This is a genomic window from Pseudoalteromonas sp. RB2-MNA-CIBAN-0110 (genome assembly GCF_040309305.1).
GTDB lineage: Bacteria > Pseudomonadota > Gammaproteobacteria > Enterobacterales > Alteromonadaceae > Pseudoalteromonas > Pseudoalteromonas arctica.
Window position 1 is genome coordinate 22,974 of record NZ_JBEOOQ010000006.1, and the last position, 24,388, is coordinate 47,361.

The 24,388-nt window shown below is 38.5% G+C and carries 28 protein-coding genes and 2 pseudogenes; 20 read left to right on the top strand and 10 right to left on the bottom strand.

Annotated elements, in window-relative coordinates; genetic code table 11:
• Window position 1 precedes the first annotated feature (1 nt).
• The 5 genes from uraH to xdhA are packed head-to-tail and all read right to left on the bottom strand — an operon-like array spanning window position 2 to window position 5,542.
• Window positions 2-340: a hydroxyisourate hydrolase gene (gene uraH / locus AAEY68_RS05150; protein WP_198551855.1), complete on the bottom strand. Its 339-nt coding sequence runs from the start codon at window positions 338-340 to the stop codon at window positions 2-4.
• Window positions 337-837, bottom strand: coding sequence for a 2-oxo-4-hydroxy-4-carboxy-5-ureidoimidazoline decarboxylase (uraD, locus tag AAEY68_RS05155; protein ID WP_350585625.1), 501 nt, complete (start codon window positions 835-837; stop codon window positions 337-339). The genes uraH and uraD overlap by 4 nt, the downstream gene beginning before the upstream one ends.
• A complete protein-coding gene (xdhC, locus tag AAEY68_RS05160; RefSeq protein ID WP_350585626.1) occupies window positions 834-1,724 on the bottom strand; it encodes a xanthine dehydrogenase accessory protein XdhC in 891 nt (296 codons plus the stop codon). Before xdhC ends, uraD begins: the two co-directional genes overlap by 4 nt.
• Window positions 1,717-4,056, bottom strand: coding sequence for a xanthine dehydrogenase molybdopterin binding subunit (gene xdhB / locus AAEY68_RS05165; protein ID WP_350585627.1), 2,340 nt, complete (start codon window positions 4,054-4,056; stop codon window positions 1,717-1,719). The genes xdhC and xdhB overlap by 8 nt, the downstream gene beginning before the upstream one ends.
• Window positions 4,043-5,542, bottom strand: a complete 1,500-nt coding sequence (gene xdhA / locus AAEY68_RS05170; protein WP_350585628.1) for a xanthine dehydrogenase small subunit — start codon at window positions 5,540-5,542, stop codon at window positions 4,043-4,045. The genes xdhB and xdhA overlap by 14 nt, the downstream gene beginning before the upstream one ends.
• 283 nt (window positions 5,543-5,825) lie before the next feature.
• Between xdhA and AAEY68_RS05175 the strand changes: the two genes are divergently transcribed.
• The 4 genes from AAEY68_RS05175 to AAEY68_RS05190 all read left to right on the top strand — a co-directional run bounded on the left by AAEY68_RS05175 (window position 5,826) and on the right by AAEY68_RS05190 (window position 8,218).
• Complete coding sequence (locus AAEY68_RS05175) at window positions 5,826-5,906, top strand: hypothetical protein (RefSeq protein WP_248298581.1); 81 nt, start codon at window positions 5,826-5,828, stop codon at window positions 5,904-5,906.
• Between the two features lie 317 nt (window positions 5,907-6,223).
• Entirely contained in the window at window positions 6,224-6,820 is a 597-nt protein-coding gene (locus AAEY68_RS05180; protein WP_024593225.1) for an RDD family protein, read from the top strand.
• A 265-nt stretch (window positions 6,821-7,085) separates the two neighbouring features.
• Window positions 7,086-7,325, top strand: a complete 240-nt coding sequence (locus tag AAEY68_RS05185) for a hypothetical protein (RefSeq protein ID WP_024593226.1) — start codon at window positions 7,086-7,088, stop codon at window positions 7,323-7,325.
• 257 nt (window positions 7,326-7,582) lie between these two features.
• On the top strand, window positions 7,583-8,218 hold the full coding sequence (locus tag AAEY68_RS05190; RefSeq protein ID WP_004334621.1) for a trimeric intracellular cation channel family protein: 636 nt from the start codon (window positions 7,583-7,585) through the stop codon (window positions 8,216-8,218).
• Window positions 8,219-8,220: 2 nt separating this feature from the next.
• Here AAEY68_RS05190 and AAEY68_RS05195 read toward each other — a convergent pair whose 3' ends face one another.
• Both AAEY68_RS05195 and AAEY68_RS05200 read right to left on the bottom strand, forming a co-directional pair.
• A complete protein-coding gene (locus AAEY68_RS05195; protein ID WP_024593227.1) occupies window positions 8,221-8,655 on the bottom strand; it encodes a GNAT family N-acetyltransferase in 435 nt (144 codons plus the stop codon).
• A 97-nt stretch (window positions 8,656-8,752) separates the two neighbouring features.
• Window positions 8,753-10,219 (bottom strand): DASS family sodium-coupled anion symporter, encoded by a 1,467-nt coding sequence (locus AAEY68_RS05200; RefSeq protein ID WP_350585629.1) that lies wholly within the window; start codon window positions 10,217-10,219, stop codon window positions 8,753-8,755.
• 286 nt (window positions 10,220-10,505) lie between these two features.
• Here AAEY68_RS05200 and AAEY68_RS05205 point away from each other — a divergent pair, with 286 nt between their 5' ends.
• The 3 genes from AAEY68_RS05205 (at window position 10,506) to AAEY68_RS05215 (ending at window position 13,414) form a co-directional block, all read left to right on the top strand.
• On the top strand, window positions 10,506-11,345 hold the full coding sequence (locus AAEY68_RS05205) for a DUF417 family protein (protein ID WP_024593230.1): 840 nt from the start codon (window positions 10,506-10,508) through the stop codon (window positions 11,343-11,345).
• Window positions 11,346-11,362: 17 nt separating this feature from the next.
• Window positions 11,363-11,614, top strand: a complete 252-nt coding sequence (locus tag AAEY68_RS05210) for a Rho-binding antiterminator (RefSeq protein ID WP_024593231.1) — start codon at window positions 11,363-11,365, stop codon at window positions 11,612-11,614.
• A gap of 567 nt (window positions 11,615-12,181) precedes the next feature.
• Window positions 12,182-13,414 carry a hypothetical protein gene (locus AAEY68_RS05215; RefSeq protein WP_024593232.1) on the top strand — a complete coding sequence of 411 codons (1,233 nt, stop codon included), beginning with the start codon at window positions 12,182-12,184 and terminating at the stop codon, window positions 13,412-13,414.
• A gap of 38 nt (window positions 13,415-13,452) precedes the next feature.
• Here AAEY68_RS05215 and AAEY68_RS21900 read toward each other — a convergent pair.
• Window positions 13,453-13,695, bottom strand: a pseudogene (locus tag AAEY68_RS21900) (IS110 family transposase); the annotation flags it as partial.
• Between the two features lie 226 nt (window positions 13,696-13,921).
• Here AAEY68_RS21900 and AAEY68_RS05220 point away from each other — a divergent pair.
• A complete protein-coding gene (locus AAEY68_RS05220) occupies window positions 13,922-14,098 on the top strand; it encodes a hypothetical protein (RefSeq protein WP_158001029.1) in 177 nt (58 codons plus the stop codon).
• A gap of 353 nt (window positions 14,099-14,451) precedes the next feature.
• Complete coding sequence (locus tag AAEY68_RS05225) at window positions 14,452-15,033, top strand: hypothetical protein (RefSeq protein WP_024593233.1); 582 nt, start codon at window positions 14,452-14,454, stop codon at window positions 15,031-15,033.
• Between the two features lie 43 nt (window positions 15,034-15,076).
• Here AAEY68_RS05225 and AAEY68_RS21905 read toward each other — a convergent pair.
• Window positions 15,077-15,332: pseudogene (locus tag AAEY68_RS21905) on the bottom strand (IS110 family transposase); the annotation flags it as partial.
• Window positions 15,333-15,540: 208 nt separating this feature from the next.
• Here AAEY68_RS21905 and AAEY68_RS05230 point away from each other — a divergent pair.
• The 11 genes from AAEY68_RS05230 to AAEY68_RS05280 all read left to right on the top strand — a co-directional run bounded on the left by AAEY68_RS05230 (window position 15,541) and on the right by AAEY68_RS05280 (window position 22,961).
• Window positions 15,541-15,939 carry a hypothetical protein gene (locus AAEY68_RS05230; RefSeq protein WP_024593234.1) on the top strand — a complete coding sequence of 133 codons (399 nt, stop codon included), beginning with the start codon at window positions 15,541-15,543 and terminating at the stop codon, window positions 15,937-15,939.
• 79 nt (window positions 15,940-16,018) lie between these two features.
• A complete protein-coding gene (locus AAEY68_RS05235; RefSeq protein WP_024593235.1) occupies window positions 16,019-16,441 on the top strand; it encodes a hypothetical protein in 423 nt (140 codons plus the stop codon).
• A gap of 326 nt (window positions 16,442-16,767) precedes the next feature.
• On the top strand, window positions 16,768-17,172 hold the full coding sequence (locus tag AAEY68_RS05240; protein WP_024593236.1) for a GNAT family N-acetyltransferase: 405 nt from the start codon (window positions 16,768-16,770) through the stop codon (window positions 17,170-17,172).
• A gap of 553 nt (window positions 17,173-17,725) precedes the next feature.
• Complete coding sequence (locus AAEY68_RS05245) at window positions 17,726-18,073, top strand: hypothetical protein (RefSeq protein WP_024593237.1); 348 nt, start codon at window positions 17,726-17,728, stop codon at window positions 18,071-18,073.
• Window positions 18,074-18,202: 129 nt separating this feature from the next.
• Window positions 18,203-18,505 carry a hypothetical protein gene (locus AAEY68_RS05250; RefSeq protein WP_024593238.1) on the top strand — a complete coding sequence of 101 codons (303 nt, stop codon included), beginning with the start codon at window positions 18,203-18,205 and terminating at the stop codon, window positions 18,503-18,505.
• A 115-nt stretch (window positions 18,506-18,620) separates the two neighbouring features.
• A complete protein-coding gene (locus AAEY68_RS05255) occupies window positions 18,621-18,938 on the top strand; it encodes a hypothetical protein (RefSeq protein WP_024593239.1) in 318 nt (105 codons plus the stop codon).
• A 501-nt stretch (window positions 18,939-19,439) separates the two neighbouring features.
• Window positions 19,440-19,736, top strand: a complete 297-nt coding sequence (locus AAEY68_RS05260; protein WP_139016245.1) for a YcxB family protein — start codon at window positions 19,440-19,442, stop codon at window positions 19,734-19,736.
• Between the two features lie 498 nt (window positions 19,737-20,234).
• Window positions 20,235-21,773 (top strand): OpgD/OpgG family glucan biosynthesis protein, encoded by a 1,539-nt coding sequence (locus tag AAEY68_RS05265; RefSeq protein WP_024593241.1) that lies wholly within the window; start codon window positions 20,235-20,237, stop codon window positions 21,771-21,773.
• Between the two features lie 236 nt (window positions 21,774-22,009).
• Window positions 22,010-22,372: a 2OG-Fe(II) oxygenase gene (locus AAEY68_RS05270; RefSeq protein ID WP_024593242.1), complete on the top strand. Its 363-nt coding sequence runs from the start codon at window positions 22,010-22,012 to the stop codon at window positions 22,370-22,372.
• Window positions 22,366-22,614 (top strand): DUF1272 domain-containing protein, encoded by a 249-nt coding sequence (locus AAEY68_RS05275; RefSeq protein WP_024593243.1) that lies wholly within the window; start codon window positions 22,366-22,368, stop codon window positions 22,612-22,614. Before AAEY68_RS05270 ends, AAEY68_RS05275 begins: the two co-directional genes overlap by 7 nt.
• Window positions 22,615-22,658: 44 nt before the next feature.
• Window positions 22,659-22,961, top strand: coding sequence for a hypothetical protein (locus AAEY68_RS05280; RefSeq protein ID WP_024593244.1), 303 nt, complete (start codon window positions 22,659-22,661; stop codon window positions 22,959-22,961).
• A 138-nt stretch (window positions 22,962-23,099) separates the two neighbouring features.
• Here the strand turns inward: AAEY68_RS05280 and AAEY68_RS05285 are convergent, their stop codons facing one another.
• On the bottom strand, window positions 23,100-24,383 hold the full coding sequence (locus AAEY68_RS05285; RefSeq protein ID WP_350585630.1) for an allantoate amidohydrolase: 1,284 nt from the start codon (window positions 24,381-24,383) through the stop codon (window positions 23,100-23,102).
• Window positions 24,384-24,388 lie beyond the last annotated feature (5 nt).

Genomic DNA, 24,388 nt, shown 5'->3' on the forward strand with positions numbered 1-24,388 from the left:
GTTAGCTACCTCTGTATGTAGAGTAGCCAAACGGGCTAAGCAACAATGGGATATGATGATGTTTAGTATCTTGTAATCTAAAAGCTATTTGCGCCTCTGGGTAAAACGCAGGGGTAGGTTGGTTTTGGTAATAACTATCTAAATCAAATACCAGTTTATAGGTTGCAAATTCTACTTCTGTATTTAGCCAGTCGGTAATTCGCCCATCGGTATCGGTTGTGCCTTGGGTTAGTTGTACCCATTCGTTATTTGTAAGTTTAAATAGCTTAACAGCAACGTTTGCTGCAGGTTTTCCGGTGCTGGTATCGAGTATATGGGTGGTTATAGGGCTTTTGTTCATAGCAGTGACTCCAATCTTATTTTTGTTATTTTGGCTTGTTCGCCCGCGGCTATATTTAGCTCTGTACTGCGGGTGTTGTGTATGCGCTGCTCTATGAGTTCGAGCATTTGTTCGGCCGTTTTACCGGTGGCGCACACAATAAAAATAAAGCCAAACTTGTTCAGGTACTCTTTATTAAGGGTAATCATTTTGGTAAGTACGGCTTCGTTTGCTTTGCTCATACCTGATTGCTCATGCCCCGCTTTTTGTGCGGTAGCAGCGTATTTTTTGCTAAGGGTTGATAAGTCACCTATTTGCGGGTGGCCTTCAAAGGCAGCTAAATAGTCGCTCTCGCCAAGGCTATCCCATATGCTTTTTGCGCATTCAAACAGCTGTTGAGCACTTTTAAATGGCATTGCTTTTACCATGGCTGCCACCCAGTTAGGGGCCGCGCAGCAATGCTCAAGAGCTTGTTTTGCTTGTGCATCATTTAGCGTATTTATTTGTAAGCTACTCATGCGCCTACTTCCTCCTGCGTGGTGCTAATTAAGGCATTTTTTAGTGTGCGCCACTGCAAGCCTTGGCGTTTTGGCGCTTGGGTTTGCATAGCCTGATAAAGGCCAATTAGCTGTCCACTAATCGAAATAGCCACTTCCATTGGTAATTTGCCCGTAATGTTTTTAAGCCCAACAGGGCAGGTCATTTGTTGTATTTGTTCGGCTGTAAAATCGCGATGTGCTAGGCGTTGTTTAAAACGTTTTGCTTTAGTGTCAGAGCCAATAACGCCCAGCCAATTGGCATCAGCGCGTTTAATAATGGCTTGGGTGAGTGCAAAGTCGAGCTGGTGGTTATGGGTAAGTATTAAGTAGTTATTAGCTTTAGGCGCACGTTTTACTTGTTCTATTGGCTCTTCATCAACCACTTTTACTACGTTATTTGGAATAGCCTGTGGGAATACATCTGCGCGGCTATCTATCCAGCGTATGCGCATAGGCAGTTGTGCCAATATACCAATAAGCGACTGTGCTACGTGGCCTGCGCCGTAAATGTCGAGGGTAAAGCGCTCGCATTGCATGCATTCAAGCATAACGGTGGCAGCCCCGCCGCAGCACTGGCCTAAATTTGCACCTAGGTTAAATTGCTCAATTACTTGGGCGGCTTCGCCTTTGGAAAGTAGTTCGCGGGCTTTTTCTATTACTACGTACTCAAGATGGCCGCCGCCAAGGGTGTCGTAAATATGCTCGCCGCTTATTACCATTTTTGAGCCTGTGCCGCGAGGGGTTGAGCCATTTGTGCCAAGTACTGTGGCAATTACATAGTTAGTGCCGCTTTGTTCGTGCTCGTTTATAGCCTGCGCCCAATTTTGAGTATGAAAACCCTGAAACGACTCATTTAAATTAGTCATGTTGATGCTCCTTAAACCAGCTAGCGGTTTGCTCAATTGCACTCAATACTCGCTCTGGGGTTGCGGGTGTATCCAGTGGGGCTGTGTATTTGTAATCAGCCACACTGCTTATTGCATTACGAATGGCGCTCCATACACTAAAGGCCAGCATAAATGGCGGCTCGCCTACGGCTTTTGATCTAAACACGGTGGTTTCTGGATTTGCTGAGTTATAAAGATTGACGTTAAATTCGGCAGGGGTATCGCCAATGGCTGGTATTTTGTAGTTGGCTGGGCCAAAGCTTACAAGCTGGCCTTTATCATTCCATTGTAAGTCTTCGGTTGTTAGCCAGCCCATACCTTGCACAAAGGCGCCTTCAATTTGGCCTATATCAAGAGCTGGATTAATTGAACTGCCTACATCGTGCAGTATATCAACGCGAGTTACCGTGTTTTCGCCAGTTAGGGTATCTACTTCTACTTCGCTGAGTGCTACGCCGTGAGCGTAGTAAAAAAATGGGCGGCCTTCACCTTTGGCTCTATCGTAATGAATTTTTGGTGTGGCGTAATAACCGGTAGATGAAAGCGATATACGATTCATGTAAGCAAGATTTGCAAGTTCGCTAAAGCTAATTTCCCCTTTACTAAAAGTAATGAGGTTATCTTTAAATACAACAGTGTTGCTGTCTACTTCAAAGTGCTCGGTAATAAAATCAATTAAGCGCTCTTTTATTGTGTTTACTGCATTTAGCGCCGCCATGCCGTTTAAGTCGGTACCACTTGAGGCAGCTGTTGGCGAGGTGTTTGGCACTTTGTCGGTACGCGTAGCACTAATACTTACCGCGTTAAAATCGACCCCAAAACCATGGGCTACAATTTGCGCAATTTTGGTGTTTAGCCCTTGGCCCATTTCGGTGCCGCCGTGGTTTAAATGTATAGAGCCATCGCTATATACATGTACTAATGCACCAGCTTGGTTTAAGTGTTGTACCGTAAACGAAATACCGTATTTAACCGGCGTCATTGCAAGGCCTTTTTTTATAATAGGTGACGATACGTTAAATGCTTTAATAGCCTCTTTACGTGCCCAGTAGTCACCCGACTCCTCAAGCTGAGCAATCATATCTATTAAAATATGTTGCTCTACGGTTTGATGGTACGGCGTGGTATCGCGGCCTTTTTTGTATAAATTAAGTTTTCGGATCTCAAGCGGATCTTTACCTAATTTGGCGGCTATATCGTCCATTATTAGCTCGCCCATAATCATTCCTTGCGGGCCACCAAACCCTCTAAATGCGGTATGGCTTACGGTATTTACTTTACAGCGATTACCTTTAATTGTTGCGGCTGGGTAGTAGTAGGCGTTATCGGCATGAAACATGGCACGGTCTACAATTGCATCCGATAAATCAGGCGAGTAGCCACAAAATCCGTTTACGGTAATGTCGGCACCTTCTATTAAGCCATTTTCGTCAAAACCAACATGGTATTGATTATAAAAAGGGTGGCGTTTACCGGTTAATTTAAAATCGTCGCTACGGGCTAGGCGCATTTTTACTGCGCAGCCAAGGTGGTAAACCGCAAGGGCTGCAAGGCATGCCCATGGTGCGCCTTGGGTTTCTTTGCCGCCAAAAGCACCGCCCATACGGCGGGTTTCTACGTTTACAAAGCTAAATGGCTTTTTTAAAATTTTAGCAACTAAGTGCTGCACCTCAGTAGGGTGTTGCGTAGAGCATTGAACATGAATGCCCCCGTCGTTATCAGGTTGCGCCAGCGCTATTTGGCCTTCTAAATAAAAGTGTTCTTGCCCGCCTATGCTTATTTCGCCTTTAAGCTGGTGGGCTGCGTTATTAATGGCGTTTTCGCTGTTACCACGGTTAAGTGAATGGGGCGGCCTTACCCAGTGCTCTTTGCTAATGGCTTCTTTAATATCAAGTATGGGTGTAGTTTGCTCGCACTCAATAACCACTAAGCGTGCAGCGCGGCGCGCTATGGCGTAGCTGTCGGCAACGACAATTAATACAGGTTGCCCGTGGTATTGAATTTCATGGCTGGTCAGCAGTACATCACCTGGAAATACTGGGCCAATATCAAGCTTACCGGGTACATCTTCTGCCGATAAAATACGTTTAACGCCTTCAACTGCCAGTGCGTGACTTGTATCTATTGATTTAATAAAGCCGCTTGTAACAGGGGCGAGCACTGGGTAGGCATGCAGGCAACCGTAAGGCTCAGGATTATCGTCGGCAAAATTTGCACTGCCACAAACTTGTTTAATAGCGCTTTCGTGATATTTAGATTGCCCAACGCTACCACCTTGCGCTTTTAGTTTATCCATTTCAAAGTGACGCATGTGAGATCCTCGTAATGGCAATGTTGTTATTGTTGCTTGCTTGCGGCTCACAAAACTCAATACCAATGCGTTGTAATAAGTTTTTGCTTACCGTAGTGCGGTAATGCGCACTGCTTCTTACATCGCTCATGGGCGTAAAGTCATCGTTAATAGCCGTTGCTGCGTCTATAAAACTACTTACTTGTAATGATTGAGATATCAGCTTTTGCTCAATATGATGTGCGCGTTTAGGAATAGCAGCCATACCGCCCATAGCGCAGCGGGCTTGAGTAATCATGTTTTGTGAATGCTCTATAGCAAGTACCAAACACACGGTAGATATATCGTCTTCAAAGCGTTTTGATATTTTATGACACGCAAGTTTTAGCGACTCTGGGCGCTTTGGGATGGTGAACTTACTTATTACTTCATCGCTTTTAAGAACTGTTTTTTTGTAATCAATAAAGTAGTCGGCAACTTTAATAGTGCGCGTACCAGCGCTGCTTAATAAATCCATTGATGCATTAAGAGCGATTAAGAGGGGAGCGGGATCGCCAATAGGAGAGGCATTCCCTATGCTGCCACCAAGCGTGCCGCTGTTACGTACTTGGCTTGATCCTAAGCGTTCAAATAGCTCTTTTGACTCTGGGTAATGGTTATAAAATACCTCAACAAATTGGCTATAAGGTAGTGCTGCACCAATGTGTAGCTCACCGTTATTATCTGCCAAGGTGCAAAGCTCCTTTACTTGGCTAAGGGAGATAATTACATCCGGTAAGAGCATGTTTTGGCTAAGCTCAATGGCAAAGTCGGTGCCACCAGCAACTAAATGTGCATAAGGATAAAGCGCTTTTAGCTCAACAAGTTGCTGGGCCGTTTGTGGTAAGTAAAATTTGCGAGGACCATTTTTTAAAAATGGAATATCGTCATCATATTGCGTATTAAGTGATGCTTTAAATTGAGCGGCCATTGCTGAGTACGGTTCAGCTTTACGTTCATAGCTATAGGCTTTTTCGGCTGCAAGTAATATAGGGCTATAACCTGTACAACGGCATAAGTTACCGCCAAGTGCATGAATAACCGTTTTTTTACCAGAGTACGTTGGTTCATTAATATAAAGAGCCAACAAGCTCATTATTATACCGGGCGTGCAAAAACCACATTGCGAACCATGGCACTCAACGAGTGCACGTTGCACGGGGTGTAAATCGGTTAAGTTTGGGTATAAACCAGTAGTCACAGCCTCTACCGTTACTATATGTTTTGCATGCGCATTACCTAATAACAATAAACAGCTGTTCATTGTTTTGTATTGCCAACTAGTTTGCCCGTTTGCATTTATACGCTCTTCACCCACTAAAATTGTGCACGCGCCACAGTCGCCAGTTGCACACCCTTCTTTGGTGCCCACTTTCCCTTTTTTGGTGCGTAGCCAGTCCAAAATGGTGAGACTTGGCGAACATTCTTGTACTTCAATTGGCGTGTTATTTAATAAAAATTGAATCACACAGACCCCCTTAATTTTTATAAAGCCCTGATACATAAAGGCTTGGCGTATGTTTTTTCTTGTTGTTTGCGCACGGGTAACAAAAATACTTTTTAATCTTTAATTAGCTTATTGCAGTTACTATGCCATTGTTGACCGCTTGGTCAGTTAAGGGCGGTTGGGTTAAATTATCGAGGTATAGGTAATAACGGAGTAGCCTTAAAAATAAGGCACGGTGAAGCGAATGCTTTTACTATTTAAATCTAAAGGGGAAAATAGGGCTGGTAAAAGCACATTAATGAAAATGCTTTGTGGTGTGGTTAAACCTGACCAAGGGGACATGTTTTTTAATGGCCGTATAATACCAATCAGCAATAGTACTTGATCAATTTAAGGGCTTAAACCTGACGCTAACTGTGTTAAAAATTTCTGATATAGAACAACTAAATAACGAAATTTTTGCCTTGTTATCGACACGATTTTCTTACCTCAAAATAGCTCACTTAATTAAGCTGATTGGTATAATGAATATAAAAGAGCCTGCTGATGCGCTAGATTTAGCAGGACATACCAGCATGCTTGCGGATCGAATTGTAAAAACGCCAATACGTTATGGTATGTTATTAAAAACACATAAATAATTGAATAACATAAATTAATTATGTTAAATTACGATAAAAAGAAGATACGGACTTAGCTTTTATGGACTCTAAAATTGATTTTTCTACCTACACTTTAGATGAGCTTTACTCATCAGCGAGAGCTATAGATCGCGAAGCCTACCCAGATCGAGCAAAAGAAATAGACGACTTAATTAAAACGCGAGAAGCACAGAGCCCATCTGAAAATATTGTATCAAAAGTAGCAGGAGAAAAAGCAACGCGCTCAGATAGGCTAGTGGCTGCTATTGTTGATGGCGTTTTAGGTGTTGTTTGTTTTGTACCTGTATTCATGCTCGTAGGGTTTGGTAGTTTAAGCCAACCAACACTTACTTTATCTGCAGGTTTGCTAGGTTATGGCATATTAAGCACGTTAGTGCTTCATGGTTACCTTATGTACCAACGCGGACAAACAATTGGTAAATCTTTAATGTCTATCCGTATTGAAAATTTAGACGGTACACAAGCAAGCTTTACTACAATTTACTTTAAACGCATGCTTTCTATGCAACTATTATCACTTGTCCCTTCTGTAGGTCAGTTTATAGCTGGTTTTGTTAATCCATTATTTATATTTGGAAAAGATAAACGATGTTTACATGATCATTTAGCGGGAACAAAAGTGAGTTATGTAGATTAATCAGGATATTAATTATGGCAGCTTTGCCTAGGCAAAAAAAATTACCCGGATTTAAGTTTGATTAGCAAAAGTTACAAAATGGCGTATTTCACTAAATTGTTAATATAATTAAAAAAACCTTACCGATTTTTTTTGACTAGTAACCAAGGATGATTATGAAAAACAACACACAGCTAATTTTAGCACTAGCGGCTTCTTTAATTTGTTACTCAACATATATTATTCATTGGTTTTCTTACCGCAGCGAAAATCAATGAGGTGATACATGAGAATGTTTATAAAAACAAACGAGTTTGATAAACTGGCAAGGCGTTACGCATGTATTAAATGTGGTACTTGGGTGAGCATAAAAGCCCAAAGCTGTAAGCAGTGCCAGCATAGTTTTACTAACAATGATAAAAGATCAATGCAAACACTCTATAATCAAAATAAAGAGCAAAACTGGCAACATACAATATTGCCTATTATTTTTGTGATATTGGTAATAGCTTTATTGCTCATTTAATTTTTGCTTAAGATTTAAAAGTGCTCGACTGCAACTCTGTAACAAAATCCCTCTGTACTTTAACGTGTAAAAACTACCCATAATTAAAATAATTACTCTTGTTAAGCCTTCTCTAAATATCACATAGCTAATGTTTTTTAATACATACAATAAGTTTATAAATTTCAATTACTTAAATTATAAATTTATTTGTATTCACTCGTTTTTTTGGCACGTAAGTTGAAACAACTCCTTATAAATTTTAAAAAGGAATTACCATGACTGCTGAATACTTTATGGTACTAGGGTTACTCGGTGTCGCATTTTTTGCTGTTGCAGGGGCATTGCTTGGGTATGAAAAAAACATTAGTGGCTTTGGCGTAGTAGTGGTGGCAACCGTTACAGCATTAGGGGGCGGTACCCTCAGAGATATACTTTTAAACAAACCGGTATTTTGGATTGCTACCCCGGAGTATTTATATTCAACCTATGGGGCCGTTATAGCAACAATTGCATTTATTCGATATTTACCGCGCGTTAATAATTACTACTTTTTATTAGTAGACGCTGTTGGTATGGCGTTATTTAATATTATGGGGATAGAAAAAGCACTCATTAATGGCTCTGGTATGGTGGTCGCAATTACCATGGGCATTACTACAGGTATATTTGGTGGTTTAATACGCGACGTAATTTGCCGTGAGGTGCCAACTGTTATGCGCAGCGAACCTTACGCCTCTGCGTGTTTAGCGGGTGGTGCAGTTTATGCCGCTTTATTTAGCCTTAATGTAGATTACATTTGGTGTATTTTAGGGTCATTTTTCACGACTATTTTTTTAAGATTAGGCTCTTTGCATTGGGGTTGGCATTTAACTATTTTCAGAAAAAAAGACTTCAGAGATCAAAGCGACTAATTTTAGCTACGAGTAGCCCGCGTTTGCATGTGGTACTCGTAATTATCCTCATCCCTTATAGTAAAACCCAGCCGCTTATAAAGTTCTAATGCTGGGTTGTTTTTAAGCACTGTGAGTTTAATCGGTTTTGACTGCGCACTTGTAATAACTTGTTCAATAACCGCTTTCCCATACCCTTTATTTTGATGCAGTGGATGTATTTGTAATTGCATTATTTCAACGTATTGAGCGTGCGTTTGGTATTTTAAAGTACCAATTGGTACCTCATTTATAACTATAAGATGGGAGCAGTGATATTGGTCATCAAGCCTTAAAACATGCTGTTGCTTAGTTAAAAATAACCCGGCATTTTCTAAGTGTTCAACCATAGTTAGTTTTCTGAGGCTTAATAAGTAGTCTCGGTCTGAATATGCTGCCTTTATGAATTTAAAAACCATAGTGCTCCCTTGCAACAGCCTTAATGTTTATATTTGTAGAACGAACCAAAATAAGTGCGCAGTATTAAATGTGCAAGCCAAGCTAACAAAGGCAATACTACCAATACCCAAGTGCTTTCCACCAAAGCCCGCCAATAATTCCCCATACACTTAAATTAATAACGCTCATTATAAGGCCCATTACCCACCAGTCTTTTAACGATACATAGCCTGAGCCAAACACTATGGGAGAGGTGCCTGTTGCGTAATGCGTTAACGACATCATGAGTGATGAAGCGCCAGCTAACAGTAAACCTAAAAATAAAGGCGGAGCGCCAAGCGCCAAACCTGCGGCGTAAAATGCGGCAAACATAGCAGTAATATGTGCTGTGGTACTGGCAAAAAAGTAATGAGCGTAAAAATACACAGCTACCAATATAATAGCCGATACAATCCAGTCAAAGCCCAGTTGCGCAATGTTGCTCTCAACAAGTGTTGAAAACCACGTTACCAAACCTAGTTTATTTAAAAAAGTGGCCATCATTACTAATGCTGAAAACCAAACAACGGTATCCCACGCAGACTTTTCTTTAAGTACATCGTCCCAGCTTAATACACCAGTCACTAATAAAACCGACAAACCTAAAAAAGCCACTGCGGTTGTGTTAACCGCGTAGTCAGCCCCTAAAATCATTGCAGGTACGCCGGCCCATAAAATAAGCAGCATAGCAAAAACACCCACCATTATTTTTTCGCCGTAACTCATTGGGCCCATTTCAGTTAATTTAGATTCTGCATAGTTTTTAGCGTCGGGCGTACTTTTAACTTCAGGTGGGTAAATGGCATAAACAACCAAAGGCACAAGGGCAATACATAGCAAACCAGGAACAAGCGCTGCGAGCGCCCACGTACCCCATGTAATACTAATATTTGCACCGGTAGCATCAGCAATCAGCTTTACAATTAGAGGGTTTGGCGCAGTTGCCGTAATAAACATAGCTGATGTAATAGGGTTTATATGGTAGCTCACTAAAGCAAGGTAGTGCCCAATTTTACGAGATGTGCCTTCCTCAGGAGATGAGCCAAAACTTGTTGCTATCGACTTCATTATTGGGTGAATAATAGCGCCGCCTCGCGCGGTATTACTTGGCGTTACAGGCGCTATAACAAGTTCAGAAAGTGCGAGTGCATAGCCAATACCAATTGTTTTTTTACCAAAAAGAGAAATGAAATTATAGCCAATGCGATTTCCCAAACCGGTTTTAGCTAAACCCCGAGAAATAATAATGGCAATACCAATCAACCAAATTAATGAATTAGAAAAGCCACTTAATGCATCTTTAATAGCGCCAGATGGGCTGTCATTAGTTACGCCGGTTAGCGCAACAGAAGTAATAGCTAAAATAGCAATGGCACCGATAGGCATTGCTTTACCAATAATGGCAACTACAGTACCAATAAATAAAGCGAGCAAATGCCATGCGTTTTCGGTAACACCTTGCGGAGGCGGTACAGCAAACCAAAGTAGTAAAACAATGGCTATAGAAATCAGTCCAGAGGTAACTCGAATATCAGTACCCTTCATTAAAAATGTCCCTAAGTTTTAGAAATACATGCATTCTGTTTATTGAAAAGGCGACGTTATTCTACTTCATCTAATAATAAAAAAGATGACGCACATCATATGAATATTAGACTTATTTGATTTTATTAATAAAGAGGTAATAAATCATAAACTAAAGTGATTGATTACATTACCCGATGAGAGCTTACGTTGTGCTTAATCAACTCTTATATTTTTAAGAGTTAGCTTGAATTGTTTTATCAACTAGCAAGGTCTTTGTAAGTCTTAACGAATACTTGGAAATACAATGAACTTAAAATTAACCAACAACGTGATTACTTTTTTATTAGCGAGTAGCTTTATGTTACTTGGCTTATCGTTTGCGTTAGGAGCAAACCCTAATACGTTAACGGCTACGTTTAGTTTTTATGGCGTTGATTCGCTAATGTCTGTATCTGCATTAGGTTTGATTAGTGGCTCATTTATGGTTGCTTTAGCGTTTGCCACCGTGCTCGCTCACCTTAAGCTAATGAAACCTACGCCAGCACTTTTACTTGCAGCAATTATAAGTTTAGTAGCATTACTTACCTTGTTTGCCAGTAACCGTTGGATGGCTCAACTTGGCGGCTTTCCAATCATTGGTAGTGGGCAGGGCATAATTAAATACTTTGCTGTAGTGCCTTTGTATTTGTTTTTATTTTATAAAGACAAACTTACCGACAAACAACACGTACTTTTAAACTTTATACCGGTTGCCATGGTTTTATTGTGGATTGGCGGCATGAAGTTTTATGAGTTTGAAGCAAAAGGCATTGTAAGTTTAGTAGAAACCTCACCGTTTATGTCGTGGTTATACACGGTATTTAGCGTACAAGGCGCGTCTAACGTGATTGGCGGGTTTGATGTATTATTTGCTGTGTTATTGGGCTTAGGGCTATTTTTAAATAATAAAAAGCTAATTATTGTAAGTGGCTTAGCGTGTTTAAGCGTATTTATGATGACCCAAACATTCTTAATTACCGCCACCGGTGCATTTAGTTCTTCCACTTTACTGGAACGCTTAGGGCAGTTTGTAATTAAAGATCTTTGGTATATAGCCAACCTTGTTGTTATTGCTTTTTTAATGATTTTTAAACCGGCTAAATAATATAAAAGAGGGATTTTATGATCAGTTGCAACCAATACGACTACATCGAAATTGCCTGTATGCACCATTTAAGCATTGAGCTTATATTAAAAAATGGCGATGGTGTATGCGGGATAGCAACTGACACAAAGCGCAATGCTAATAGAGACGAATGCATAGTTGTTAGCGTAAATAGCGAGTTGCAACTCATTGTGCTCACTACAATTAGTATACTTAAAGCGCGTGAGAAAAACCCATACTTTGACCACGTGAACTTTGATGTAAAGTAAACGCTTCACTCATTCGTTTTTATCATAAATATCTCTAGCGAGTCTGTATCATTAATATGTTAAGGCTCGCTTATCTCACCAATGCTTTAGCTAATTACGCGCTAAATACATAAAGCCAAAATTTTCCTACTACTTTCTTTTATTCTTTACTCGAGTTTTTCCACCTAACAAGGCTAAACGCCAACTATTAAAGCGTATAAAAATGCTAATCCTGTAATAAGTAAGCCTTTATATGCCCGTATATGGCGTTTGGTCTTCGTGCGTTTGTTAATTATGGTCGTAAAAGGTAGCTACATAAATAAAGCTAACTTACAGAGCCAGCTGTTTAAATAAACAGCTGTTTTAATTTTGTCCGATAACATCATTAAAAATCGTTTTGGTGAAAAATAACAAAGACCTTTTTATAACATGCTTAATAACTTGTTTACATTAAAGTTGTTTAGTGGAATTATTGAACAATGTAATATACGCCGTTTTGGGGGGTTATAATCTCGAAAGTTGTGTTCAGAAGCTGTTAGCTAACTCACCATACCGTTCAGCATTACATTTCAAATAAAAGGATTTAACTTGAAAAAAATAATACTATTCTGTCTACTTGCTTCTAATTCTGCTTTCTCTTCAGAGCATGATCACGAAAAGTTTCTTTTAGAAGCAATAAAAATTGGAAATCAGGTTCAAGAAAAAACGAAAGGTAAAAGCTTAGTTGAGAAACTTCCAATCATTGAAAATTTTGCAAAAGAGTATACTGATAGCCCAGTTGCTTTAGATATTATAATGCAAGACCTTGGTGTTAAATATTCGTTTGCTGGCTTACATAAAAAAGCGCTTGTTTCTAAAGATAGTACTGCTGAAAGTGAAACTTTAGCCCTTGAAGATTTAACAGACTACAAAGCAAAAAGCGCGGAAAGTGAAATATTAAAACGCTCGCAACTACATCAGATTGTAATGTTCAATGAAGCTCACGATATTGCACAACATAGGGTGTTAACGTACCGTATGCTTTCAGGGCTATGGAAGCAAGGATATCGTTATTTTGCGGCTGAATCTTTAAATAGTTCAGCTTCATCACAAATTAATAAAGGATATGTTACTAACAATATTGGGTATTACACCCGTGAAAGTATCTATGCAAACTTAGTACTTAAAGCAAAAGAAATCGGTTTTGAAATAATTTCTTATGATATGCATAAACCAAGTAAACTCAATACTACCGATGAACGGGAAACTAATTCTGCACTGACTATAAAAGAAAAAGTATTTGATAAAGACCCTAATGCAAAAATCATCATCCATGTTGGTTATTCCCATATAAATGAAGAGGAATGGTTAGCGAGTAAACTTAAAAGTATTACCAACTTAGAAACACTTACTATTGACCAAACAACACGAATAGAACGAAGTAATACAGAATTTGAGCACCCAATATACACAAAAGCGGTTAATGAAGTGGGATTACAAGAACCATTTATCTTTGTAAAAGGTAATGAAACTTGGAGCTCTGATCCAAACAAATGGGATATATCTATTTTCTGGCCAAGAACAGGCTATTTAAATGGGCGTCCTAAATGGGCATCTTTAAATAGAAAATCATATGAATTAGCCTCTATAGATTGTAATGATTTATACCCTTGCATGGTTGATGTCTTTAAGTTTAATCATACAGATGAAGTGCCCTTTGATAGAGTTATAATTTCGTCCAAAGAAGAGTCGAAATCAGTATTCTTATCTAAAGGGAATAATATTGTTGTAACTAGTGATAGAAATGGAAAACAAATAAAAAAAATCATCGTACAGAATTAAAGTTAGTTAACAACAAGCCCTGAGGTGGACAGCAAGCGCTAAAGCTCACTTTCCACCGCAAATTTTAATAGCGATGACCCCCTTATTTTTCAATGCCGTTAAGTAAGTTGATTCGTCGTAGGGCTATGTGCTTTCCAGCACCTAAATAGTATTCGTATCCGCTTAAATGCCAATGATCTGATGATGGTATTATAGGGCTTTCCTTTGGCTCCTTGCTGCCAACTATCTTGGTCAATTAACGGTGCTTTAGCCCAAAATAAATAACGCACAGATAATCCTGCTCATTCTAGAAAGAGTAAAAAGGTACCCACACTAAATTTTTCAGTAATACCTTCCAAAACGCCAATTAAAACAACACCAAACACTTCTTTATATGCTGCGTAAAAGCACAGTAATAGATTGAACCAAAATAGGAACTCAGCTATGGTTTGTTTATCAATAAAAAATTAAAAAACGAGTTAATCTACAGGCTCTTTAGCAGTATTAGTTCTATATGGAATGTGTATTATGGATAGAGGTCAAAAAAACAAAATTAAACAGCCAGGTCTGCTTGAGCAAGTATTACCGACTGAAATGGGATTAATGCAATCATTAGGTGAATCCAAAACGCTGATTATAATGTTGGTGGTATTTTTAACTTTATCCGGCGGGTTAGGTTTGTTTTTATTAAAAATTTCTACGTGAGGTTAGTGGTATAAACCACTAACAAGCGACTACTAACTGTTTGCTTAGTTCTCTTTGCTACACATTACTACAAGTTATTATCAGCCCCTTATGCGGGCGTTTAGATTGTAGAATTACTCTTTTTAAGAAAACAGCCTGTTTAATGGGTAATACATTTATTACATATTGTATTAAAATGCTTAGAGTTAATTAAGAAACTCATTATTTAATTGAATTTGGCTATAGGAGTTATTCTACAGCCTCGTTGTATGCCCTTACCTTTTGTTTTAAATCGGGGGGGTATATTAAATGGGGGGGGTTGTAAGTGCAGGGTGTACGGTGTAAACTCCATTTATCGTTAATTGGAGGGCATTATGGTTTTAAAAAAACATGCAAATAGAAAAAACTTATCTGAATCTGAATTTAGAGAGTTATCAGAAAAAATGATAAATTCCTCAAGGTTGTTCACAGATCTTGAATTTAGGCTGAGAGATAGCAATAAAGCTAAATTTGTGCGTAGTGACCGATTGGTTAAGTTTAATTCAAGTATTTTTAAAGAGATAAAGTCATCAGCTAAAGCGAATGATTCCCTCACTGTTTCTAGCTTAATTTCTGATTGTATTATTCCCTCACTTTCCGTTGATTTAAAATTAAAAAAATGGAAAATGGTTTTATTTGACACTCGATCAAATACCATCATCGATGGTGGTAAAGAAATTTTTTCTTTGCAAAGACCTTTACCAAAAATTAGAGCAAATAAACTAACAGGTGATGAGCGCTATGAAATTAGTGAAGTGCAGAGTATTGCTAGTTCTCAAATTAACGAATCTGAGCATTTATCGTGGGAACCTGAAAGAACAGTTTGCCAAGGCTACGTGCAGGCTCTTATGGCTAAATATGGTTACGAACAACTAGTTTCAGCGGTGAAATCAGCAAAAAAAGAATTATCTTGTTAAATAACGAACATATAACAACACGCCCTGAGGTGGACAGCAAGCGCTAAAGCTCACTTTCCACCGCAAATTTTAATAGCGATGACCCCCTTATTTTTCAATCCCGTTAAGTAAGTTGATTCATCGTAGGGCGTATGTGTTTTCCAGCACCTAAATAGGATTCGTATCTACTTAAATGCCAATGATTTGATGATGGTATTATGAGGTTTTCCTTTGACTTTTTGCTGCCAACTATCGTGGTCAATTAACGGTGCTTTAGCCTAAAATAAATAACGCATAGGTAATCCAGCCCATTCTAGAAAGAGTAAAAAAGACAACCATACTAAATTTCCAGTAATACCTCCCAAAATGCCAATTAAAACAACATCAAACACTTCTTTATATGCTGCGTAAATGCACAGTAATCGATTGAACCAAAATAGGAACTCAGCTATGGTTTATTTATCAATAAAAACAAATAAAAAACGAGTTAATCTACAGGCTCGTTATGTAACTACGTGAGGAGAGATGATGAACAAGGAAACTATAGGGAAATACGTCGCAGTTTTGGGATTATTGCTTTTCTGGGCACCTCTTTGGGGAATTGTTGATTCGTATTTAATTATGTCCTCTTCATTTCAAGAGATAACGCTGTTTGGAAGTAATGAACCTAAAATATCACAAGAAGAAATGTCATCAACAGCTTTGTCTACAGTAACAGGGTTCATCTTATTTTTAGTTGCACTTTGCTTTTTAACATTTTCCGTTGTGGGCTTAAACTATCGAACTAAGTGGCTTTTTTGGGCACTAATAATATATTCAACATTGTTACTCTTCATGTTCCCTGTTGGTACAGTGTTAGGAGTAACTGTGCTGGCAGCGCTAGTTTTGAACAGGGAAAAATTTGGACTTGACGGTGACCTTACATAACAAAACCATTAACCGGATTTGTGCAAGAGCGCCACAAATCTGGTTATGGCAGGCGTTAGCTTTCTAAGAGGGTTTCGAGTTGAGAACAATATTTAGCTTTATTTTAGCCTCTTTAGTTGTTGCATTTTTAGCGCCAATGGCAATTGAAATGAAATTTACTATTATTCCTTTTGGTATATTTATTTGGACGTTAATAGTTGTTCTAATTTTAGTTCCAGTAACAGCATTTCCAATTTATAAATTTATCACTAAAAGTTGTGATTATTCGCTAAATACAGTGCTCAAATCTTCAGTTATATCTACTTGCTTAGTTTCTTTCTTTTTTGTTTTCCCTTCAGGTTTAGATAGCTCAATTATTAATGGTAAGGTATTGGTCGAAAATGGTTCAATTACGTTAATAGGTTATGGATATAGCTTTTTACAATTGTTTTTATTTTCTATAGTAGGCCTTGTTGCTGGTATTGTATTTTACGTTTCAAAAATAGAGTTAAACAAAAGCTAAAGAATTAGGATGAAATTCATTCTAACTTTTACATAAATAATAAATTAAAGCAGCGGGTTAAGTGAGTTTTATAAAAATGAATCACGCAAAAAGCTGAGCTACAATGAAAGAAAGAGTAAAAAGCCAACCACACTAAACTTTCCCGTAATACCTTCCAAAACACCAATTAAAACAACACCAAACTCTTTTTATATTCCACGTAAAATACAGTAAAAGATTGAACCAAAATAGGAACTCAGCTATGGTTTGTTTATCAATAAAAATAAATAAAAAAACGAGTTAATCTACAGGCTCGTTATAAGCCTATGGAGGCTCTGCAAAATCATATGGAAATTCGCAATATTTCCTGGGAGCAAACAATCCCGCTTCGACAAAGTGTTCTTTGGCCAAACAAGCCTCCTGAATATTGCCATGTTGATGGCGATCATGACGCAATGCATTTTGGTGCCTTTGTTAATGACGAGCTTGTTTGTGTTGCCTCCGTATACATAAAATCAGATAAAGCTCGCCTACGTAAGTTTGCTACTAAAACTGATTATCAAGGGCAAGGCATTGGCTCTCAAATGCTAAAGTTTATTCTTCACTCTCTTAATAATACGGTTGTAATTTTTTTTTGGTGTGATGCTAGAGAATCAGCTTTAAGTTTCTATCAGCGCTTCGGTATGCAGCCATACGGGGAACGTTTTTATAAGGCTGATGTTTCTTACTTTAAAATGGAAGTTGCTTTATAGTAAGTTTAAAGCGGCATATAACAACACGCGCTGAGGTGGGCAGCAAGCGCTAAAAGTTAGGATGACACCCATTCTGACTTTTACGTCAATTATCAATGATAGCAGTGAGTTAGGTTACATCCATGAAAGTGCATCACGCAAAAGTCTGAGCTGTATTGACAAGATGAAAGTAGTAATTGGTAGCCCGATAGACGACAACAATTTTTATTAAAAAATGGTAAATAACTCGGCTTCATTGAGCCTAACTTCCTTTATAATAAAAGCGGAATATTACCAACGTTATGATGATCCTCAACTGCTAGGTTTTTTCTGCTGCATCGCTTATTTTAACAAATATATTTTGCCCATCAGAGTAAAAAAACACCCACACCAAATTTTCCAGTAATTCCTTCCAAAACGTCAATTAAAACAACACCAAACTCTTTTAATATTCCACGTAAAATACAGTAAAAGATTGAACCAAAATAGGAACTCAGCTATGGTTTGTTTATCAATAAAAACAAATAAAAAACGAGCCAATCTATAGGCCCGTTATAAACCATAAGGAAGTGTCATGAAAAAAATATTTGTCGGAGCAATAATTCTGGTTAGTTCTAGTGTATTCGCTAACCCATATAAAAGTGGGTTCGTTGATGTTTCAATTCAAACACAAGAAGGTAAAGAAACTTTTAAATTAGTTTGTCAGCCTAAAATCACTGTGGGGAAATTACCAAAAAACTGGGTTAGTTCTTGTAACGATATCGGCAAGAAACTTCTGGAGTTAGCTGTCGAAAACGGAGTGAAAGTCGATCCAGTTGACAAAGTATTTGGTATGGCTGGTGACTTTGCTCAAAAGGCTTCTAGTGATCTACCAGAAGATATTGTCCCCGCAGCAATTGTTAGCCGAGAATTTGGTAGTTAATGGTTTATAACAAGTAATAAACTAGGACAAATAACATTTTTCTGCGTCTCTATTTTAACTTACTATTATTTGGCTGTTAGAGCTATTCTACAGCCTCGTTATACGCTTCTAAAGCTCGGTGTAAATAAAATGTTTGATGATGCAATTATACTTGCTACCAAATTACTTGAAAGCGATGATGATTACTTAAATATAGTTATGAATCTTTGTCAAATTGGAAATAAAAAGTATGGTCAATGCTGGAATACTGAGTTTCATGTATTTGGTGTAATTTCATCTGATACAGATCATTTACCTTTAATTCATGTTAGAGAAAGATGTTCCGCTGAGTTCTTAGTTAAATCAGATAAAGAGTTAGCTGAAATTGTAGAGTATTACCGATCTGATGTGGTGATAGCTTGTAATCTAATAGTGAGTAGTAAAAACGTATAACAAGTCGTAAAGCAGAACAAAAAAAATCTGGTTTTTACTGCTATGTCGCTTACTTTAGCAAATATATTTTGCCTATTTAAGGCAGCACTAGATATAAAAATACAAGGATGCATAATTGAATTATTTAAATTGGTTACAAAAAACATACCTAGAGCTAAATGAGATATCAAATGAAACTATTAACTCTCATATCGACAAAGCAAAGTCTGATACAGAGCTTTTTAGGGAATTAATTAAAGTATTAGGTAGCTTATTTTTTATTATCCCGTTTAACTTATACCTTTATATTTCGGGTATTCAGGCATCTAACAGCTCTTTATATTGGTTGTTGGTTGTGGCTTCAATTGCTGTTGGTGGTTTTATCGGGCTTTATTGCGAGCAAAAGGTCATTAAAAAAAGTCTTAAAAAAATAATACAGTTGAAGGCGTTTTAAATGACTAATGATGAAGGGCAGTTAGGGTGACCTTATTCTAACCGTTACGGAAATTATCAATTATAGAATGGTAAACAACTTGGCTTTATTAAGCCTGATTCTCTTTAAAATAAAAAGCGGAATATTACGGTCAATAAATGCATGGGTAAATTGATTTTAAGTTGATAGGAACTCAGCTATGGTTTGTTTATCAATAAAAAATAAAAAACGAGTTAATCTACAGGCTAATTATACGTATCTCAGATTATGGAGAATCTTTTGAATCTTAAAATTAAAACATCTAAAGCCGACTATGACGCTTTTTACGCTCACACAGCATCTAAGGTGTTGAAATCCTATACATGGATACCCATGCTTAAAAATGTGTGTCTTTGGTTGGTGCTAACTTTTAGTTTTATGTCCTTCTTTCAGTTTCAGTCTGGCGGAATAGAAAATAAGTTGTTCTTTTCTGTTTTCACATTATCCATTTTATTTTTTATTTACGTCGCTCTCAGTAAATTTATGGAAGTGAAAATTGCACAATGTTTTACACCAAATGAAAATGGAATAATGATTGGTCCTAAAGAGTTTGAAATAAGCGCTGATGGTATAAAAGAAATCCACCAATATGGTTATAACTTTTATGACTGGGATGTTGTAGAGCATATCGAAGAAGTTAATGGTTCAATCTATATATATGTTGATAAAGTACTTGCCATAATTTTCAACCCTGAGTCGTTGAAACCTGATAAATGTAAAGAAGATCTTTTAGCTACGATGAACAAACACGTAACAACACGCCCTGAGGTGGACGACTAGTCAAATTTAGCTATTAATTGCAAATTTTAAAAGTGGTGAGCCTCTTTGTTTTTCAACACCTAAATGTAATCCTTATCGATTTAAATACCAGAGTTCTATATAGGCTTACCCTTCACTTTTTACTGCTTATAATACGCTTTAGCCCAAATCAACTATGTAACTACAACGAATAGAAAAACCAGCCACTCTACAAATATTTGCCTTGGAATAGTGGGCAACTAAAACCTAAATATATCCATACCTCTTGACGGCTTCGTCCAATAAACAGCGCAATCTCCGTTTATTTTCACTTCAGCGATATCATTAAACGCGCGCAATTTCCCTTAAAACCAATACCCTAAAAAAATAATTATGGGAGGTCCTGTAGTCAAATAACAATATTTTAGTAAACGCGAGTTCATATTTCGTCACGTAATATCCATACAGAACTTTAAGTTAAACATACGTTCGAGCAGCGTTCCCATTTTTATTTGACTCAATTTATTGGACATTCTTTTTATGAAATTAAAGTTATTTATCGCAATTATTTTTAGCACTTCGATGTCGTCTTACGCGACAGAAGCAGTAGATAAAACGGAGTTTTCATTCGAAGACTTAAAAGCGCTGGCAAAAGCCTCAGCCGAAAAGCCCTATACGGCAACCAAGGTTCCAGCGCCGGAGTTAATCGATAAAATTACGTATGACGAACACTGGAAAATACGCTTTAAAGAAGATGAAACTTTATACCCAAGTGGAAAAAAGGCACCTGTTCAATTATTTTATCCTGGGCGATATTTTCCTGAGCCAGTAAGTATTTACATCAGAGACGATAAAAATCAGGTTCAAAATGTACCTTTTAGTAATGATGTTTTTGATATGCCTGATGACAGCCCAGCTCACGATCTCCCAGAAGGGTTTGGATTTGCAGGCTTTAGAATAATGCGCCCAGATATGAAACCAGATTGGATATCTTTTTTAGGCGCGTCTTATTTTCGTACCGACGGCCCAGAGGGGCAATATGGACTGTCTGCTCGAGGTATCGCGATTAATACGGGCATGAATCAGCCAGAAGAATTTCCGCGCTTTTCTGCATTTTGGATTGGCCCCGCAGAGAAAAAAGGTGAAAGTGTGTCTGTTTGGGCATTGCTTGAAGGGCCTTCTATCACTGGTGCTTATCGGTTTGGTTTAAGCAAAGATAACAAAGAAGCCAAAGGCCATATCACCTCAGTGAGCGCTAATTTGTATATGCGCTCTGATGTTGAACGCTTAGGCGTAGCACCGTTAACCAGTATGTATTGGTACTCACAAAAAGATAAAACAGAAGCTAAAGATTGGCGCCCTGAAATTCACGACAGCGATGGCTTAGCTATTCACACAGGATCGGGTCAATATGTTTGGCGTCCATTAAATAATCCTCAGTCGGTTTCGACCAATAGTTTTATTGATGAGAACCCAAAAGGGTTTGGTTTAATCCAAAGAGACCGTGACTTTAATAACTACCAAGACGACGGTGTATTTTACAATAAGCGTTCATCAGCGTGGATAAAACCTACTGACGATTGGGGCAAAGGCGCAGTTCAGTTAATCGAAATTCCAACAAAAGACGAGACGTTTGACAACATTGTTGCCTACTGGGTGCCTGAAAAAGAGGCGCGCAAAGGTGATGAGTTTACCTTTTCTTATGATATTGAATGGCGTCCACTCGATCCAAAATCAAAAACGCTTGCAAGCGTTGTAAATACTCGACAAGGCTTAGGCGGGATTCCCGGCCAGCCTATTCCTGAAGGCGTTAACAAGATGGTGATTGATTTTGAAGGCCCAGTGTTTAAAGGCTTAGATAACAAAAGTGGTATAAAGCCGATTGTTGAAGCCAGCAACGGTGAAATACTAGAACCTATTGGAGTTTATCCGGTAGTTGGTACAAACCAATGGCGATTAGCGTTTGACTACAAACAAGCTAACAATAATCCGGTGAACATACGCGCGTATTTAGTTGATAAAAATGATGAAGCCATAACTGAGACATGGGTAAGTGATGCAAAGGTAACGATTAAATAAGCCTTTAAATAGGCATTAAAGTAAAGCGGGTGGCTATATTTTGATTTTCTTGTCAATTATAGCCACCATAATGTCTTTTAAAACGCCTATCAAAACACCATTAAAACTCTCTTTTATATCCCACGTAAAATACAGTAAACGATTGAATCAAAATATGAACTCGGCTATGGTTTGTTTATCAATAAAAATAAAAAAACGAGTTAACCTGCAGCTTGTTAGCTGTTTCGAGGGATTGTATGTTTTTTTTGAGTAAATTATTTTGTTGGGAGCGAGGCCGACAAAAATCAGGCTACGATAAAATGTTGATTTGTGGTGCTACGTGGCCAATTAAATTTGATACATATTTGCTTAAATTCCCACAAGGAAGTGAAATAGCACCACACACAGACAAAGTTGAATCTGGTAAACACTATCGATTGAATATAGTGCTTAAAAAAGCAGATTTGGGTGGTGAGTTTATTTGCAGTAATCCGATATTTGAAACAAAGCGAGTTAAGCTATTCCGCCCTGATGTAAGTGAGCATCAGGTATCAAAAGTTATAAAAGGTCATAGATATTTACTCAGTATTGGGTGGATAAGAAGGAGCTCTAAATGCTAGATTTAAGACCTAATTGTGAATGTTGTGATAAGAATCTACCTGCACAGTCCAGTGAGGCTTTTATTTGTTCATTTGAATGCACGTTTTGTTCTGGTTGTGCTCAAACGCTGTTAAATAACGTGTGCCCAAACTGCTCAGGTAATTTGGTTCAGCGGCCAATTCGCCCTTTGGCTGCACTAAAAAATTACCCAGCATCGACTAAGCGGGTATTAAACGAAAATGGTTGTGCGCCAAACACATAAGAACATAAAGTATAATAATTACATTTTCTGAGTATGGAGATCTGATGAGAAAATCCTTTGAATTTACCGTTAAATCAATCAAAGTTAAAATAATTAACTCTTGGTTTAGTGGTGCTAAATTATATGTGAATGGTGACTTACGAGATACTGACAGAACTTTGTTAGCTATTAGGAATAATACTTTACTATCTGCAAATTTAGGTGAGTTGGGTGTTCTAGAAATCAAGCCATTATCGGGGCTAATTACCGTTGAAATGGATGCATATTTGGTCAATGGTACAAACATTCAACATGTATATAGCTCACATAAACGCCTTAGCCTAAAAGAGCAAAGGGCAGCTCGATAAAGCTACTTTAAATAACGTATATTCCTGTGTTTTCCTGCATTTACCTGCCTTCAGTAATAACCTCCAAATGACTTTGAGGAGGTTTAAGCCCCTAAGCATACCAAGTTAATATACTTGGTTTACTCGATTACCTTAAAATCACTCACACTCTTTCACATAAAGTAAAAGCGCGCTGTACATTACACTGAGTGCCTTTGTTACATCTTTGTCGATAACAGCCTCTGCTGGGTGATGGCTTATACCGCCTGGGCTGCGTATAAACAACATGCCAACAGGGCAAATTGGAGCGATTGCCATTGCATCGTGCCCAGCGCCTGAGGCAAGTGAAGGCGATGCTTGGTTGTTGAGTTTACATGCGCTTGAAAAAAAATGCTGAATAGTGGTGTCGCACGCAACGGCACCGGCGGCATGCGTCCATTGCCAATCAAGTGTTAAATTGCGTTTGCTTGCTATAGACTGTGCGCTGCTTTGTATGGCGCTTAGTAAGTTAGCGAGATCGGTGTCGCTCTGTGCACGTGCATCTAGGCTTATGGTTGTTTTACCTGCGATCACGTTTGTTGCACCGGGGCGAGATTGTATTTGCCCTACGGTGGCAACTTCGCCATTTTTAGCATTGCTTGCTAGTTTTTCAATTTCGGTTACTAATTCAGCGCAGCCTGCTAACGAATCCTGACGTAAATTCATTGGCGTTGTACCCGCATGACCGCTTTGGCCTGTTAGGGTAAGCATGGCGCGCTTTGCTCCTGCTATTGCAGTTACAACGCCTAACGCCTGATTAACCGATTCGAGTACAGGGCCTTGTTCAATATGAGTTTCCCAGTAAGCTAGTAATTCATTTTTATTAAGTGCAGCTTTTGCGTAGTCGTTGGGATTTAAGCCAAAGTCGAGCATGGCTTGGCGCATAGTTATGCCGTTTGTGTCTTCAATGTTTAGCCACTGTGGGTCAAATTCGTTAGCGAGGGCTTTTGAGCCAATTAAAGTAGTGGCAAAGCGAGTGCCTTCTTCATCGCAAAAGCCCACTACATCTAAATGAAAGGGCAGGTCGAGCTTTAACTTATGTGCAAGCGCTGCAATTTCTATCCCCAGTAGTACACCTAAAATACCATCAAACGCACCTGCGTTTGGTACGGTGTCGAGGTGCGATCCTATAATTAAACGTTTAGCATGTGGGTTTGATGATTTAAGCCGCCCCCAAAGGTTGCCCACTTCGTCTTGCCACGATTGCATGCCTGCCTCAACCATCCACGATGCAGTAACAGCGTTACACTCTTTGTGCTCTTTTGATAAGTACACGCGGTGAATGCCACCTTGCATTTGCGATAGTGCGCTGAGGGTTTTACAGCGAGATAAAGCGCGTGTTGCGTATTCATCAGCAAGTTCTTTGTTTAATAAAGGGCTGTGTTGTGGGCTTACAATCGTCATGCTAA